General features: G+C 53.2%; 16 protein-coding genes. 3 read left to right on the forward strand and 13 right to left on the reverse strand.

The window, feature by feature from the left end; translation table 11 throughout:
• The 13 genes from KO497_RS12470 to KO497_RS12530 form a co-directional block, all read right to left on the reverse strand.
• On the reverse strand, positions 1-226 hold a 226-nt coding region (locus KO497_RS12470; protein WP_215944301.1), incomplete at its 3' end, for an FAD-dependent oxidoreductase.
• Entirely contained in the window at positions 223-1,692 is a 1,470-nt protein-coding gene (locus KO497_RS12475) for an NAD-dependent succinate-semialdehyde dehydrogenase (protein ID WP_215944302.1), read from the reverse strand. The genes KO497_RS12475 and KO497_RS12470, both read right to left, overlap by 4 nt.
• Positions 1,692-2,492: a shikimate dehydrogenase family protein gene (locus KO497_RS12480; RefSeq protein ID WP_215944303.1), complete on the reverse strand. Its 801-nt coding sequence runs from the start codon at positions 2,490-2,492 to the stop codon at positions 1,692-1,694. The genes KO497_RS12475 and KO497_RS12480 overlap by 1 nt, the downstream gene beginning before the upstream one ends.
• Before the next feature lie 7 nt (positions 2,493-2,499).
• Entirely contained in the window at positions 2,500-3,735 is a 1,236-nt protein-coding gene (locus KO497_RS12485; protein WP_215944304.1) for a pyruvate dehydrogenase complex dihydrolipoamide acetyltransferase, read from the reverse strand.
• A gap of 11 nt (positions 3,736-3,746) precedes the next feature.
• Positions 3,747-5,939 (reverse strand): alpha-ketoacid dehydrogenase subunit alpha/beta, encoded by a 2,193-nt coding sequence (locus KO497_RS12490; protein ID WP_215944305.1) that lies wholly within the window; start codon positions 5,937-5,939, stop codon positions 3,747-3,749.
• A gap of 12 nt (positions 5,940-5,951) precedes the next feature.
• Positions 5,952-6,728 carry an SDR family NAD(P)-dependent oxidoreductase gene (locus KO497_RS12495; protein WP_215944306.1) on the reverse strand — a complete coding sequence of 259 codons (777 nt, stop codon included), beginning with the start codon at positions 6,726-6,728 and terminating at the stop codon, positions 5,952-5,954.
• Positions 6,729-6,809: 81 nt separating this feature from the next.
• The gene (locus KO497_RS12500) at positions 6,810-7,550 is read right to left on the reverse strand and encodes an SDR family NAD(P)-dependent oxidoreductase (protein WP_215944307.1); all 741 of its coding nucleotides are present in this window, start codon (positions 7,548-7,550) and stop codon (positions 6,810-6,812) included.
• Positions 7,547-8,029: a VOC family protein gene (locus KO497_RS12505; protein ID WP_215944308.1), complete on the reverse strand. Its 483-nt coding sequence runs from the start codon at positions 8,027-8,029 to the stop codon at positions 7,547-7,549. Before KO497_RS12505 ends, KO497_RS12500 begins: the two co-directional genes overlap by 4 nt.
• A 14-nt stretch (positions 8,030-8,043) precedes the next feature.
• Positions 8,044-8,760, reverse strand: a complete 717-nt coding sequence (locus KO497_RS12510; protein ID WP_215944309.1) for an ABC transporter ATP-binding protein — start codon at positions 8,758-8,760, stop codon at positions 8,044-8,046.
• Positions 8,757-9,509 (reverse strand): ABC transporter ATP-binding protein, encoded by a 753-nt coding sequence (locus KO497_RS12515; RefSeq protein ID WP_215944310.1) that lies wholly within the window; start codon positions 9,507-9,509, stop codon positions 8,757-8,759. The genes KO497_RS12510 and KO497_RS12515 overlap by 4 nt, the downstream gene beginning before the upstream one ends.
• Entirely contained in the window at positions 9,506-10,732 is a 1,227-nt protein-coding gene (locus tag KO497_RS12520) for a branched-chain amino acid ABC transporter permease (protein WP_215944311.1), read from the reverse strand. The genes KO497_RS12515 and KO497_RS12520 overlap by 4 nt, the downstream gene beginning before the upstream one ends.
• A 3-nt stretch (positions 10,733-10,735) precedes the next feature.
• Complete coding sequence (locus KO497_RS12525) at positions 10,736-11,677, reverse strand: branched-chain amino acid ABC transporter permease (protein WP_215944312.1); 942 nt, start codon at positions 11,675-11,677, stop codon at positions 10,736-10,738.
• 108 nt (positions 11,678-11,785) lie between these two features.
• On the reverse strand, positions 11,786-13,018 hold the full coding sequence (locus tag KO497_RS12530) for a branched-chain amino acid ABC transporter substrate-binding protein (RefSeq protein ID WP_215944313.1): 1,233 nt from the start codon (positions 13,016-13,018) through the stop codon (positions 11,786-11,788).
• Positions 13,019-13,249: 231 nt separating this feature from the next.
• On the opposite strand from KO497_RS12530, the gene KO497_RS12535 reads away from it, so the two are divergent.
• The 3 genes from KO497_RS12535 (at position 13,250) to KO497_RS12545 (ending at position 15,147) form a co-directional block, all read left to right on the forward strand.
• Positions 13,250-13,990 (forward strand): FadR/GntR family transcriptional regulator, encoded by a 741-nt coding sequence (locus KO497_RS12535; protein WP_215944314.1) that lies wholly within the window; start codon positions 13,250-13,252, stop codon positions 13,988-13,990.
• A gap of 121 nt (positions 13,991-14,111) precedes the next feature.
• A complete protein-coding gene (locus tag KO497_RS12540) occupies positions 14,112-14,402 on the forward strand; it encodes a muconolactone Delta-isomerase (protein WP_215944315.1) in 291 nt (96 codons plus the stop codon).
• Between the two features lie 424 nt (positions 14,403-14,826).
• Positions 14,827-15,147: a hypothetical protein gene (locus tag KO497_RS12545; RefSeq protein WP_215944316.1), complete on the forward strand. Its 321-nt coding sequence runs from the start codon at positions 14,827-14,829 to the stop codon at positions 15,145-15,147.
• Positions 15,148-15,404 lie beyond the last annotated feature (257 nt).

Here is a 15,404-nt window from a genome sequence, read left to right on the forward strand (position 1 = left end):
CCGAAAGACCAAAGTCTTTTGCACGTTCCATGTGGTGGAAAATTTCCGCAGAGCGCAGCAAGGCTTTGGTCGGGATACAGCCCCAGTTCAAACAGATGCCACCAAGATTTTCGCGCTCGATACAAGCGACGGATAGACCGAGCTGAGCCGCCCGAATTGCAGCAACATAGCCACCAGGGCCAGCGCCGATTACGACCAGGTCAAAAGATTTGTCTGCTTGTGTCACAGCACACCCCCAAGGCACACATATTTGAGCTCAAGGTAATCTTCCATGCCATGACGTGAACCTTCACGCCCAAGACCGGACATTTTCACCCCGCCAAAAGGGGCTTCAGCCGTTGAAATCAACCCCGTGTTCACACCGACCATGCCGTATTCCAGCGCCTCAGAAACTCGGAAAACCCGAGCCACGTCTTGAGCATAGAAATATGAGGCCAACCCAAACTCGGTGTCATTCGCCGCAGCAACGGCTTCAACCTCGGTCGTAAAGCGAAACAGCGGGGCAATGGGGCCAAAAGTCTCTTCACGCGCAACCGCCATGTCAGAGGTAACATCCACAAGCACAGTCGGCTCATAGAATGTACCGCCCTTGGCATGCCGTTTTCCGCCCTGCAAAACGCGCCCCCCCTTGGCCAAGACATCGGCCACATGATCTTCGACCTTGGCTAGTGCAGCAGTATCGATCAACGGGCCAAGATCAACACCTTCGTCCATTCCATTACCGGCACGTAATTTAGATACGGCCACCGCGAGCTTGTCTGCAAAGGCGTCATAGACACCGTCCTGCACATAGATCCGGTTTGCACAGACACAGGTTTGACCATTGTTGCGAAATTTCGCGATTATCGCCCCTTCGACAGCCGCATCCAAATCTGCATCGTCAAAAACGATAAACGGCGCATTGCCACCAAGTTCCAAACCGAGCTTTTTGATTGTCGGCGCAGACTGCGCATACAGTTTTGCGCCGATCTCTGTTGAGCCGGTAAAGGTCAGTTTGCGGATCACAGGGCTTTCTGTCAGCTCAGCCCCAATTTCAGCGGCGGATCCCGTAATCACGCTGAACAACCCTGACGGCAGTCCCGCACGCTCGCCCAAAACGGCAAGTGCAATTGCAGAATACGGCGTTTGAGACGCAGGCTTGAGAACCATAGCGCAGCCAGCTGCAAAGGCAGGGGCAGCTTTGCGCGTGATCATGGCGTTCGGGAAATTCCATGGCGTAATTGCCGCCACCACACCAATGGGCTGTTTTGTCACCGAAATGCGTTTGTCAGGCTGATGGCCAGGGATCGTCTCGCCATAAACACGGCGGGCTTCTTCGGCGAACCATTCCACGAAACTGGCCCCATAGGTGATTTCGCCTGTCGCCTCTGCGAAGGGCTTGCCTTGTTCGAGCGTTAAAATTTGCGCCAGTGCATCACGGTTCTCGATCATCAGATCAAACCAGTTGCGCAGGACCGTGGCCCGATCTCGCGCGGTGCGCGCAGCCCATTCCTTTTGTGCCGTTTGGGCCGACTCAATGGCACTGGCCACCTCGGCCCGCCCTAACTTGGGCACATATCCAATAAGTGATCCATCTGAGGGATTATGCACTGCAATCGCGTTGTTTGGATCGGCATCCAGCCATGTTCCAGCGACAAGATTGACGTCGCGCAAAAGGCCCATCGCACGCAGATCATTAAGGGTAAAGGCCATCACTGCGTATCCTCCATATTTTGCGTCAAGAACTTAGCCAATTCGGACAACTGCCCCTGAAGCATTTTTCGGCCGCCATGCGTGGCAAATCCTAATTGCTCTGCAGCAGCTAGAAGCGGGGTCACCTCGGGTTGCATGATGACCTCTGCCACGATCGAACCAGATGACAGGCCCGCTGGATCAAAAGGCAAAGCATCGTTTGGCGCCATGCCAAGCGACGTTCCGTTCACCGCAAGATCATGTCCGCTCGGATCATCACCCACGCAGAATTCCACATCCGGAAAGGATTCTGAAAGTCGCTCACTGAGCGCCTGCGCTTTTGCCCGTGTTCTATTGGAAATGGTGATTTTTTTCGGCCCGCGCGACGCCAAAGCAAATGCAATCGCGCTCGCGGCGCCTCCGGCCCCGACGAGAAAGACCGCCATGCCCGTGACCGAGATTTTTGCATCATCAAGGCCGCGCGTAAAGCCCTCGCCATCCAGAATATCGCCATGCAGTTTACCTTGTGCGTCACGGCGGATTACATTCACGGCTCCGGCAGCTATTGCACGGTCAGACAGCGTATCACACAAAGGTGGTACGGCTGTTTTATGTGGCACAGTGACGACAACCCCCGCAAAGTTGCCAATATTGCGAAACCCAGAAACAACAGCCGCGAGACCTTCGCGCGACACTTCGACAGGCACGAGAACAGCGTCTTTTCCCATATCGGATAACATCGCATTCATCGCCTGCGGCGTGCGGACTTGAGTGACAGGATCAGCGATAATCGCGAGTAGTTTTGTACGTCCAGTAATCATGTTTGCCTCACACTAAAAGAGTCATAGGAGATTCGAGAGCGGCCTTAAACGCCGCCAACCATGTGGCTCCAACTGCGCCATCAACTGATCTATGATCCACGGATAGGGTCACGCTCATCACAGAGGCAAGCACAATCTGGTCACCGCGCCCGACGGGTCGCCTTTCCGCGGCCCCGACAGCAAGAATACAGCTTTGGGGTGGGTTGATGATGGCGGAAAAGCTTTTAACGCCAAACATCCCGAGATTAGAGACCGAGAAACCGCCACCTTGATAGTCTTCAGGTTTAAGCCCCCCATCGCGTGCTTTGGTTGCCAAAGTTTTCATTTCCGTCGAAATGGCGCCAAGGCTTTTTTGGTCCGCATTGCGCAACACAGGCGTGATCAATCCCCCTTCGATCGCGACCGCGACCGAAATATCAATGGATTTGAGCCGCAACATGGCCTCATCGGTCCAGATGACATTGGCCTCGGGCACTTTTGCCAAGGCATGCGCCACCCCTTTGATTATGAAGTCGTTGACGGAAATTTTGTCCGCCTTTTCGCGCCCTTCGTTGATCTGCGCTCTCAGATCAAGCAAGGATTCGATATCGCAATCCGCCTCAAGATAGAAATGCGGGACCGTGGTTTTGGCCTGCAACAACCGGCGCGCGATAATGCGACGCATGTTGCTATGCGGAACACTGTCATATGCGCCAATACCAGCCAAATTGGGGGCGGAGCTTAGTGCAGGCTTTGCCACAACGGGAACCGCCGCAGTCAGCTCAGCAGCGCGATCTACGTCAACCCGAACGATGCGGCCACGTGGCCCCGAACCAGTTAATCCCAAAAGGTCTACGCCTTTTTGCGCCGCAATCCGACGCGCGAGCGGCGAGGCTGCAAGCTTTTGCGATGGCACAACCGGCGTAATGTCAGACAGTGCCGCCGGGACAGGTTCAGAAGGCAGATCACCCTGCCCCGACGTCGCTCCACCAAGCACATAGCCCTCCAGCGCAGAGGTATCTTCACCCTCGACCAAAAGCACCGCGATCACTGAACTCACATCCGCGCGTTCGCCTGCAGGCACGATGATTTTGCCCAAAATGCCCGCACTTTCAGCTTCGAATTCCATCGTTGCCTTATCTGTCTCGACCTCGGCCAACACCTCGCCCGCAGCGATGGCATCGCCTTCGGACTTGAGCCAGTTGGCGATGATCGCATCTTCCATTCCAGCTGACAGGGAAGGCAAAATAATTTCTATGGGCATATCGTCTCTCCTTATTCCGCCGCCAGAGGCAGCCCCTGATCAGCCATGATATCACGTAGACCCGCTTCAATATCTTGCGGACGCGTACAAGCCGCAGCTTCCAGCACTTTGGAAATGCTGGGGGACGCTTCTGCGCCATGCACACGTTTGATGGGTTGATCGAGCGCATCAAAACAGCGGCGTTGCAGCGCGTCAGACAACCAACCACCATAAGAGGTGCCCCCCACGCCTTGTTCAACGATCAACACATTTCCTGTTTTCTCAACCGAAGGCTCAATGGTTTCCCAATCAAGTCCGGCACGATCGAGGCTGCGCAGATCAATGATTTCTGCATCAATACCCAGACGCTCGACCACTTCGCGGGTCTTTTCGACCATGCCGAGATAGGTGAGGATCGTTACACGAGAGCCTTCGCGCACCACCTTGGCTTTGCCCAAGGGGATACAATAATCCAGATCCTCAGTCGGAACCGCACCTTTGGACGCATAAAGATCAACATGCTCAAGAACGAGCACGGGATCTTCACACAAAAGCGCGGAATTCATCAAACCGATGTAATCAAAGGGCGTCGAAGGCGCCACTATACGCCATCCGGGCGCAGTGGCAAAAATACCAGCAGGATCCATTGAATGCTGCGAGCCATAGCCCGTGCCCATCGCCACTTTCGTGCGCAACACCACTGGCATAGGACTATCACCGCCGAACATGTGGCGCGCCTTGCCGATCTGGTTAAACACCTGATCTGCTGCGACCCACATGAAATCGGGGTACATAAATTCTATCACCGGACGCACACGCCCATCAGCGGCCATGCCACCCGCGACCCCAGTGAAGGCATTCTCGGAAATCGGCGTACCGAGGCAGCGATCGGGGAAGTCTTCAGACAGGCCGCGTGTCGCGCCATTTGTGCCGCCTTTGAGGCGATGTACATCTTCGCCTAGAACGACAATGCGGTCATCTTGCTCCATGCGGCGCCCCATGACATTTGCCACCACATCAATGAATTTCACCCCGTCTTTGAGCGGACCTGCAAAAGTCTCTTGCTCTTCAAATCGGGCATTTTTAAATTCCGATAGGTCGCCACGCAGGCCGAAATCGCGGAAATCTTCTTCTGGCCACAGAGCGGGTATGATGCGGCGCTTGCCGTCCACCTCTTCAACCAATTCAGCTGCGACATCTTCCATCAATGTCTGACACTGAACCTGCAAATCTTCGACCGCATGCGCCCCAATGATTTGACGTTCCGTCAGATCGCGCGCCATCGCATCCAACGGATCACGACCGCGCCATTCCAGTTCTTCTTCCTTGCTGCGGTAGCCAAAAGCAGATCCGGGAAGTGCGCCATTTTGATGGAAATAACGATAGACATCCGCCTCAATCACCACGGGACCATCGCCGCGGCGCATGATCGCATTGGCGTCTTCTGCCGCCAAATAGACAGACAGCGCATCCATTCCATCCACTTTGAGTGCAGGAATACCAAAAGCAAGCCCGCGTGCGGACAGACGTGTTTCGGCAGTCACTTCTTCGACATTTGTCGAAACAGCATAACGGTTGTTTTCAATAAAGAAGCAAATAGGCAACTTCCACGCAGCGGCAATGTTCATCGTTTCCAGAACAGAACCTATGTTTACAGCTCCGTCACCGAAATAGGTGTAAACGACATCTCCTGTCCCAGCCTTTTTATGCGCCCAAGCTGCCCCTGCAGCCATAGGCACGCCCCCACCGACAATCGCATTTGTGCCAAGGTTGCCACTTTCCGCCCAGCGCAGGTGCATTGATCCGCCACGACCTTTGCAAAACCCTTCGGAAAGCCCGAGAATTTCTGCCAAAGTCCGCTTGGATAAGCCGCGTAAGGTTTCACCAAAGCTTTTCTCTGGGTCAATCCCATCAGGCGCAGCATAGGCGAATGCTTTGGCCAAAAATTGGTGATGCGCACGGTGCGAGCCATTGATCTGATCAGTGCCACGCATCGCCATGGCGGACCCAACAGCACCGCCCTCTTGACCAACCGCAGAGTGTGCGGGGCCATGGATCAACCCTTGGCCTGCAAGATCGAGCACCTTTTCTTCAAACGCACGGATCAGGTGAAGTTGGCTAAGCATGGTACGCCCAACACTTGGGTGAAGTGCGGAACGATCCTCTTTTGAGGCTTTGATCGCCCGCCAAGTTGTTTTCGGTGTCAGATCATCATAGATCGGCATATCTGTTATCCTTTACAAATAGCTGTAGGAGGACCAGCCGCCATCAGCGACGAGGGTCTGGCCAGTCACATAAGCGGAAGCGTCCGAGGCGAGGAACAAAGCAGCGGTGGCGATTTCTTCAGGGGTGCCAAGACGCCCCGCTGGAACACGCGCATTGAGCGCATCAAGATCAAGCCGCCCCTGCTCTACAAGAGTTTCAGTCAAAGCGGTGCGCACATACCCCGGCCCAATGGCATTTACGCGGATGTTGCGGTCGGCCCATTCAATAGCCAGCACCTTGGTCAAGGCCACTACCGCCGCCTTTGTGGCGCAATACGCGGCACGTTCGGGAGCGGCGACCACACCATACATAGAGGCCGTATTGATGATACTTCCCCCACCGTTTGCGGCCATAACGCGTCCAGCCGCCTGCGCCATAAGAAAGGTGCCGGTCAGGTTTACATCAACCGCGTTGCGCCAAACGGATTCTTCCAAATCAAGGGATGGCGCATTGCCGGCAATTCCGGCGTTGTTCATCACGATGTCCAGTCCTCCGCCCAATTCAACAGCCAAGTCGCAGGCGGCCTTAACGGCGGATTGGTCGGTGATGGAGCCCGTAAATGGGGTCATGCTATCTGGCCGTATCAAATTCAGTTCTGCTGCGGCTTTGGCCAGCCCATCGCCATCCAAATCGAACAGCACAAGACGCGCGCCCGATTTGGAAAGAGCACGGGCCATCGCCAAACCCAGACCTGAAGCCGCGCCAGTTACAAGCGCAGTGCGTCCGGTAAAATCGAACGATGTTGTCATGGTAAATCTCCTCTGTTCCCGGACAAAATGCTGTGCTCGGGTCGAAAACTGTTCAGTAATGATTGCGTGCGAGTGAGACCGTCAGCTCATGTAGAGCCCGCCATTGACGTGAAGGGTTTCTCCATTAACGAAACTCGCAGCCGGACTGCACAAAAAGGCAATCGCTGACGCCACCTCAGATGCCTGCCCCATGCGCCCCATCGGCGTATGCGTAAGCGTATCATCCCCCCGCGTCGCGATCAGGTCCTGTGTCATGGGCGTCTCGATCACCCCAGGCGACACAACATTGACGCGTGTTCGGGGAGACAACTCATTGGCCAGTGCGCGGCTCATCGCCCCGATCGCCCCTTTGCTGGCTCCGTAATGGACATTTGATTTTGCGCCCCGATGCGCCGCCATCGAGCTCAAGTTCACAATTGAGGAATCCGCTTTAAAATGCCCAACCGCACGGCGGGTAAGATAGAACACCCCGTCGAGATTGATCGAAAGCGTACGCCGCCATTGGTCATCTGTCATTTCCGAAAAGGGTTCCGACCGGTAGATACCAGCCGACGGCACAAGAAAATCAATCCCACCCATGTCAATCGCCACAGCGATAATCCGGTCGGCATCATCAGGATTTGCAGCGTCAATAGCGAGGGTTTCAATACGCCCTCCCTTTGGATCAGTCAGCGTCGCGGCAAAGGCCAAAAGCGCCGCACCATCAAGATCGGCAAGCACAAGGTTGGCCCCTGCATTGTGGAACATCGTGGCCACGGCTCGCCCGATCCCACCATTGGCACCGGTCAGAACAAGCGTGCGATTGGTGAAATCAAACATCATGCCTCGCCCCCGACCAAATCGGTGCGGTACTCCGTGATATCAGCATATTCGACGATCTCCAGAATATGTCCTTCTGGGTCACGTAAAAATGCTAAAAATGTCCCTGGACGTACCTCGACAGGCTTTTCGCCTGTGATCAGAACACCTCCAGCAGCCACAGCACGTGCCACAACGGCCCGCAAATCATCCACGATAAAGGTCACATAGCTGGCCTCATGCCGATCAAGAATATGTTCACTCGGCGCTGGCCGCTCGGAGGGCGCGGTTTCTGGTGCCAACAGCTTAATCCGCTCTCCCCAAGAGGTTTGCAACCGCACGACACGATACCCTCCCAAGCTCAAAGAAGCCTGCGCGGCCTTGTCTGCAGGCACGGAAACATCGGCGGCAACAGTCAAGCCCAGCGCATCGCGGTAAAAGGCAAGCATCACAGGCAGATCGCGGACTGTCAGGCCCATTTCCATTGGTGCAGTCATTTTCATGGCATGTATCTCCCTTACACCGCGAGCCATTCGTCGGTAATTTCCGGCCTGTCATTCAATTCTTGGGGTGTGCCTTCGAAAACGATTTGGCCATGCCCCATCACACAAACCCGATGCGACACCCGCATCGCGATGGTGAGTTTTTGTTCAACTAAAACCACCGAAACGCCGTGCTTGTTAATGTCTTCAATCACTTCACCCACAACGGTCACGATCTTGGGCGCAAGCCCTTCGGTCGGCTCATCAATCAACATCACCAACGGATTGCCCAAAAGCGACCGGCACATCGTCAACATTTGCTGCTCGCCGCCCGACAGACTGCCTGCGCGGGTGTTGCGACGCTCTTTAAGGCGCGGAAAATAGGTGAACATCTGGTCCACCGTCCACTTTGCTGAATCAGACGGCCCCCTTTGACGTCCCATTTCTAGGTTCTCGTCTACCGTCAAATTGTGGAACGTTTCACGTTCTTCGGGAACATAGCCTAGGCCGCGTCGACAAATCGTATAGCTGCGCAATCCAGCGACATCGGCCCCATCAAGGCGGACATGCCCCTCGGTCGGCGGCACCAAGCCCATGATCGATTTCAACGTGGTTGAACGGCCTGACCCATTGCGCCCCAAAAGGCTGACCACTTCGCCACGGGCGACATCAAACGTCACGCCGTGCAGAATATGGCTTTTGCCGTAATGGGCATGCAGCCCTTCGACGGATAAAATAGTCGGATTACTCATGCCGCCTCCTCGCCCAAATAGGCTTCCTTAACGCGCGCATTGCCGCGAATTTCTTCGGGGGTGCCTGTGGCAATGATTTCGCCATAGACCAAAACGCTGATGCGATGCGCCAGCGAGAAAACGACGCTCATGTCATGTTCCACAATCAACAGCGTACGCCCTTGGGTAATCTCGCGGATCAGCCCAGCGGTGTAATCCGTTTCCTCATGCGACATGCCAGCCATCGGTTCGTCCAAAAGGATCACCTGTGGATCGGAAGCTAAGGTCATGCCAATTTCAAGCGATCTCTGCTCGGAATAAGACAGTTCACTGGCCAAAGACTGCGCCCGATCGGTGAGCCGGATTTTGGTCAAAAGATCATCGACTTCGTCATTCACCCGCCGCACACCTGCAGCGGATCGCCAAAACACATACTGTAGATTGTGTTTGCGCATGACCGCCAATCGCAAGTTTTCAAACACACTCACACCGGGAAAGATGTTGGTGATCTGGAATGACCGCGCCAAACCGCGTTTGTTGACCTCTGCGGGTTTCAACCCTGCAATGTTTTTCCCGTTCAGTAAGATTTCACCCTTTGTCGGGGCGAACTGACCAGAACAAAGGTGAAATAACGTGGATTTTCCGGCACCGTTCGGCCCAATGACCGCGTGGCGTTCGCCTGCTGTCACATCAAGGGTCACCCCTTGGATGATTTTCGCTTCGCCAAAGGATTTATGGACGTTTTGCAAAGTAAGAATGGGATCAGTCATGCCTGTGCCTCCTGACGGGCCGCAGCGCGGCGGTTGACGATGATGGCAAGTCTGATGCCCAGCGCAAAGACACCGATGCCCAAGCCCCAAGGCACCGCAGAAACGGGTGACCAGTCATAAGTGAAAAGTGTGATGTCAGGCCAGTGTCCGTCACGGGCCACAGCGCGATACTCAGTCGAAAGCACCCGCTGGAGGAACTCGATCACAAACACAGCGCCAAATGCTGCAATAGCGAGGCTGGCAATACGTTGCGCCATAGTGATGGCCGTCTGCGCCAACCCGTCACAGGAAGGATTTTTAATGCGCTCTGCGATTTCACCGACAATACCACGTGGCAAGAACATCATCACAAGGACGAAAATGATCCCTTGATACAAAAGCCATACACGCGTCAGATCTGACGAAATATAACCAAAGAACGTCATCACGGCGGCACCTATCGCGGGACCAAGAAAGACCCGTACGCCACCGATGAAGCTGTTTAGAACCACTGCCGTCGAAATCTGAGACTCAAGCACAACATAGTTGCTGGCTTCGATATTGAGGGATTGCAAAGCGCCTGCAAGCCCCGCGAACATGGCAGAAACGGCGAAAATCAACGTACTTAACGCATGGGTATTATAGCCCAAGAACCGCAAGCGATGCGCGTTTTCCCGCAGTCCCAGCGCCAACCGACCCAGCGGTGTTTTGCTAAAGAGATACAGCAATCCAATGGACAATAAGGTCCACACAAGCGTCAGGTAATACACGTCAGTGAACGAACCGAATTCGATCCCCCAAGCGGGCATGCGAAAGGACGATATCCCAGCTTCACCGCCAAATACATGTTTTAGATGCGGCGCAAGTGCGTGCAACAATTCGGCCAGCGCGAGGGTAATCATCGAAAAATACACGCCGGTACGCTTGGTCGAGAAATATCCGGCAAGGATACCACTCACCAACCCCGTGGCTGCGCCCACCAAAGGCAAAAGAGGTGTCGGCAAAAGCCCTTCACCGTCAAAGGCATTCATCGCATGAACCGAGGCAAAGGCCCCGACCCCAAAGTAAGCGGCATGGCCAAAACTCAACATGCCAGCTTGCCCGCACAACAAACCAAAGGCCATGGCGAACAGAGCAGCGATCAGCATTAATATGGCTGCATTCAGCAAAGAGTCAGAGACGAGCCAAGGCAGGACAGCCAGAAGCGCCACGGCGGCAAATAGAATAATATATTTGAAGTTCATGACTTATTCCTTCTCGCCCATAAGTCCAGACGGACGCAGCATCAACACCAGCAACATGATGAAAAAGGGCAATGTTGCAGCCAGACTGGACATACTGATGGTCAACAGCCCGCCGGATTTTTCAGCCCAATCGCCAAGTCCGACGATAGACAAAACATCCACCGCACGCAGATCACTCCCGACTGCGAGAGAATTGGTAATCCCGATCAACAGAGAGGCCGCCATAGCTCCGCCCATAGATCCCAAGCCGCCAACAACAACGACAACGAACACCATCACACCAAGCTCAAGCGCCATATTCGGGTTGGTGGTATAAAACGCCCCCGCCACAGCGCCAGCCAGTCCAGCCAGCCCAGCACCGATGCCAAAGACACCCATAAAAACAAGCGGCACGTTATGCCCAAGCGCCTCAACCGTTTGCGGCCGGTAAATCGCCGATCGCACGACAATTCCGACCCGTGTTCGGGTCAACAACAGATATATGGTGATGAACATCGTAACCGCTACGCCGCCCATAAACAGTCGATAGATTGGGTAATCCAAACCGGACAACGTGAAGGCCGCAAAGCTCAATTCAGCTGGAACGCGGTAATCCACGGCGAAGTTGCCATAGACCATCTTAACCAGCTCAGCGATCACCACAGCCAGCCCGAATGTCACAAGCAGTTCGTGCGCATGTCCGAACGCGTGGACACGTCGTAGAATAAAGCGTTCAACGCAAACCCCCAGCCCCATAACAACGATGGGTGACAGTAAGATCGCGAACCAGAACCCGACGAAGGGTTCAAGCGTGTAAGCAAAATAAGCACCAAGCATGTAAAAGGATGCATGTGCGAAATTGAGCACCCCCATCATCCCGAAAATTAGTGTCAATCCGGCTGAAACCATAAAGAGCAAAAGCCCATAGATTGTGCCGTTGAGCAAAGCAAAGAGTATCTGATCCACCCTGTCCCTCGTTTCTGTAAAGCAGCCTTCTCTCACCATGGCCGAAGGGAATCTCCGGCCATGGTTGTCGGTTATCCGTGAGAGAAAAAGAGTTCGGTTTCCCGAACGTTACATTTTGCAGCTGTCTTGCACGGGCTGTTCAGCATCTTCCGCAGAAACAAGCTTCACTGGAACAAACCCAAATTCGGATTCATCCGCTTTATACACAGCATCGCGGCTCACTTTTTGCACGACCATCGGCAAACGGGCTTGGTGATCCTCAGCCCGCATAGACATATGTCCCATAGGGGTTTCAACCGTTGCATTCTCAAGTGCGACAACCAAATCAGCGGCCTTCAAACCATCTTCCGTTGGCTCGACGGCTTTAAGTGCCTCTTTCAAAAGCATCATGCCAAAGACGCCTTGCGGCTCAACATATGTTGGGTAATGCCCGATGACTGATTTATAATCCTCAACAAAGGCCTTGGATTTTTCAGCGTTGGCCTCAGGGTTGAAAGATGTCGCAACAAAATGTCCCTCAGCAATGGCACCAGCGTTGCCGATATTGCCCGGCTGATCGAGGAATGCCGTGCCGAAGCGCGCGTCAAGACCAGCGCCGCCGGCAGATTTCATCAACAAAAGTAAGTCATTTGACCAGTTGCCAGTGATAACTGTATCAGCGCCGCTTTCTTTGATACGAGCAACATAAGGCGAAAAGTCTTGGATTTTGTTCACTTCATGAAGCGTCTCTTCAACAACGGTGAAGCCAAGACGCTCTGCTGAGGCAAGCGTACTGTTTTGAACATCGACACCCCAAGAATAGTTCTGGTTGATGGCGTAAACATTTTCGCCTAACGCGCCGTTTTCCTTCATCCCATCAAGCAGCGCATTCACGATGATATCTGCGTTCGGGGTCATGCGGAAATGGTATTCGTGGCACTTTGCGCCCGTCAACTCCATCGCAGCACCACCGACGTTGATGTAAAGCACTTCATTGCCCTTGTTACGCAAATTGTATTTGCGCACATCTTCGGTGATCTGTCCCGCGACAGCAGAAGACGACCCTTGAATAATAATTCTCGCACCGTCTGAAATTGCGGCACGCACACGATCAGCAGCGCCAACTGGACCGCCTTGGTTGTCATACTCAAGCAGCTCCACCGGCTCACCGCCAAACCCGCCTTCGGCATTAATTTTGCCGATGCCGTAGATAACTCCGTTGCGATAAAACAATCCTGTAGAAGCCTGTGGTCCAGAAAGCGTTTCGACCAAACCAATTTTAAGCGGCTCCGCAAATGCAGCACCCGCGCAGCAAACAAGAGCCACTGCAGCAGTGCCGCGAAGAAGATTCCGAATTGCCATGTTTTTCCTCCCTAACATGTGTTGAAGCATTCAAAGAGGCCTCCACCTCTTTGGATCACCGTAACAATTACATGAAATGTCATACCAGTCAATAATTGGATGGACCAATTTTATTTTTAAACAAAAATCTCAAACCCCCATGCTTTTTATCATTATATACAGTAGTTTTATAAAAACTTCCTCTTTGATCTGTCAGACCAAATCTGTATAATGCATAAATAAGGAGTAAAAATGTTACAAGACACCCGAGCCCAGCCCCCCCGAAAACGCAGCAGCCACCTACCAGATGAAATTGCCAAAGACATTATAGAGCAAATCAGCTCTGGCACTTTGATCGTGGGTGAACGACTGCCCTCAGAACGGGATCTCTGCACAAAGTATGGCGTGAGCCGCGCTGTCGTGCGCGAGGCCTTAACGCAACTCAAAGCGGATGGGCTAATCGCCGCGCGTGCAGGTAGCGGAGCCTTTGTCACCAAACGGGATTCAACAAACGCCTTCCGTTTTCAGCACTTTTCGGTCTCTAATCGAGCGTCTTTAGAAGAAGCAATGGAGCTTTTGATACCGATTGAGGTCGCCGCCGCAAGAATCGCAGCAAAACATAGAACCGATGAAGATCTCAAAAAAATAAAACGCGCGTTGATTGGCATGGAATATGCAATTGCCAGTGACCAGCTTGGTGTCGAAGAAGATTATCTTTTCCATCAGGCCATTATTGATTCCACACACAATCAACATTTTATTTCTCTGTGTCACCATCTGGAGGCCACAGCCAAAAACATCATTCGCCAAGCACGCAGCAACACGAAAAAAAATCTCTCCGAGCTACAAGACGCCGTTCAAGCAGAGCATAATGCCATCTACCAAGCCCTTAAGGACGGAAATGAAGCCGAAGCGGCCCATACGGCAGAACGCCATCTGCTCAATGCCGCCGCACGGATTCAAATATACTTGGACATTCCCGAAACACTTTAGAGCTAAACGCTCGTGCTGCAGGGTGCATGCCATCTTTACTGTTCTGGCCAAGAAGCACGGATGGCGTTTCTATGCACTGAAACCGAGACCCGACAAACCCAACGACTTCAATGAGGCCTAAATGCTTTACCATGTTAAAATGACAGTAAACCTCCCTGCGGATATGCATCCTGACGAGGCTGCCGATATCAAATCTCGTGAAACAGCTTATTCACATAGGTTACAGACAGAGGGCATCATACGCCATATTTGGCGGATTACAGGCCTTTATGAAAACATCAGTATTTTCGATTGCCGCGACAATGCTCACTTGCATGAGGTGCTTATGGGGTTACCGTTACGCCCCCATATGACGATTGACATTATGCCGTTGTCCCAACACCCTTCGTCCATACGCTGCGGCGATTTATGATATGTGAGGTGTCCCTTATATGTATCGGAAGTTTACGAACTCTATCACGATCCGGTGTTTTGCAAGATACTGGAACGGGAAGGTATACGCGGCTATTGGTCTTATCGCAGTTTCGCTCCGGTCTTTTTGGAGCAATATTTCGAGAGGGAGCCTGACGACCTGATGGCCGCTCCGCACGAAGACGTCGACAAAGAGAACGAACGCCTTCGCCAGGAAGTCCGGCTGCTATGTGAAGAGTATCCGTCTTGGTCAAGCCGCTTTTCCAACCATTTACGATTAAAGCCGACCATGCCAAACTGGTCGACGCAATCCTCGCAGGCATCCCAGCCGATCAGGTCAAAGACCGGATGCTGACTTTGACACGCGCCGCATTGAATTGGAAGCACAGCTTGAGCGCGCCTCCCACCCCCTCAGCAATCCGAAGATGCCAGAGACCTACCGCGACAAAATCAGCGATCTGATTTCGCAACTTCAACAGACCGATCTCATGCTGGACGCCAAGGACTCCCTGCGTGGTCTAGTGGATCGGATTGTACTCACACCAACGGAGCCTGAGGGCAAGCTGTCCGTCCATATTCATGGCACCCTTGCTGTGCTGTTATCGTTAAGTGTGGGCGTAAAACGCAAAAAATGCCTGAGTGACAAAACTCAATCCCTTGATAATATTTATTTTATCCATCCTTTGCCCCGCAGGCGATTACAACGCAACCTGTCCAGAGGAAGATGCAAATTCATGCTACAATAGTCGTCGTTTTGGACGCGCATGCGAAATCTGCGAAATGCGCGACACGTATCTGACACAAGATCCAAGACGCAAAGGTAGACATTGGTGTTCGTGGCCCACGCACTCGTTTGCGGCTGCTGCAGCGCGCTCCCAGATTTTCTTCGACCTCGCCGCTATCCACAAAATTATAAAATCGATGGCGTCCCAAATGTCAGCAACCAAGCTGTACAGTACTATTTTTCTAATCGCATATATTATTTGAATTTGGGAAAATCCGA

The sequence above is a fragment of the Pacificibacter marinus genome, assembly GCF_018860665.1.
GTDB classification, from domain to species: Bacteria; Pseudomonadota; Alphaproteobacteria; order Rhodobacterales; family Rhodobacteraceae; genus Celeribacter; species Celeribacter marinus_A.

Coding starts and splice junctions, on each gene's coding strand:
- KO497_RS12475 (WP_215944302.1), bottom strand. CDS start 1,692: ATGGCCTTTACCCTTAATGATCTGCGTGCGATGGGCCTTTTGCGCGAC.
- KO497_RS12480 (WP_215944303.1), bottom strand. CDS start 2,492: ATGATTACTGGACGTACAAAACTACTCGCGATTATCGCTGATCCTGTC.
- KO497_RS12485 (WP_215944304.1), bottom strand. CDS start 3,735: ATGCCCATAGAAATTATTTTGCCTTCCCTGTCAGCTGGAATGGAAGAT.
- KO497_RS12490 (WP_215944305.1), bottom strand. CDS start 5,939: ATGCCGATCTATGATGATCTGACACCGAAAACAACTTGGCGGGCGATC.
- KO497_RS12495 (WP_215944306.1), bottom strand. CDS start 6,728: ATGACAACATCGTTCGATTTTACCGGACGCACTGCGCTTGTAACTGGC.
- KO497_RS12500 (WP_215944307.1), bottom strand. CDS start 7,550: ATGATGTTTGATTTCACCAATCGCACGCTTGTTCTGACCGGTGCCAAT.
- KO497_RS12505 (WP_215944308.1), bottom strand. CDS start 8,029: ATGAAAATGACTGCACCAATGGAAATGGGCCTGACAGTCCGCGATCTG.
- KO497_RS12510 (WP_215944309.1), bottom strand. CDS start 8,760: ATGAGTAATCCGACTATTTTATCCGTCGAAGGGCTGCATGCCCATTAC.
- KO497_RS12515 (WP_215944310.1), bottom strand. CDS start 9,509: ATGACTGATCCCATTCTTACTTTGCAAAACGTCCATAAATCCTTTGGC.
- KO497_RS12520 (WP_215944311.1), bottom strand. CDS start 10,732: ATGAACTTCAAATATATTATTCTATTTGCCGCCGTGGCGCTTCTGGCT.
- KO497_RS12530 (WP_215944313.1), bottom strand. CDS start 13,018: ATGGCAATTCGGAATCTTCTTCGCGGCACTGCTGCAGTGGCTCTTGTT.
- KO497_RS12535 (WP_215944314.1), top strand. CDS start 13,250: ATGTTACAAGACACCCGAGCCCAGCCCCCCCGAAAACGCAGCAGCCAC.
- KO497_RS12540 (WP_215944315.1), top strand. CDS start 14,112: ATGCTTTACCATGTTAAAATGACAGTAAACCTCCCTGCGGATATGCAT.
- KO497_RS12545 (WP_215944316.1), top strand. CDS start 14,827: ATGCCAGAGACCTACCGCGACAAAATCAGCGATCTGATTTCGCAACTT.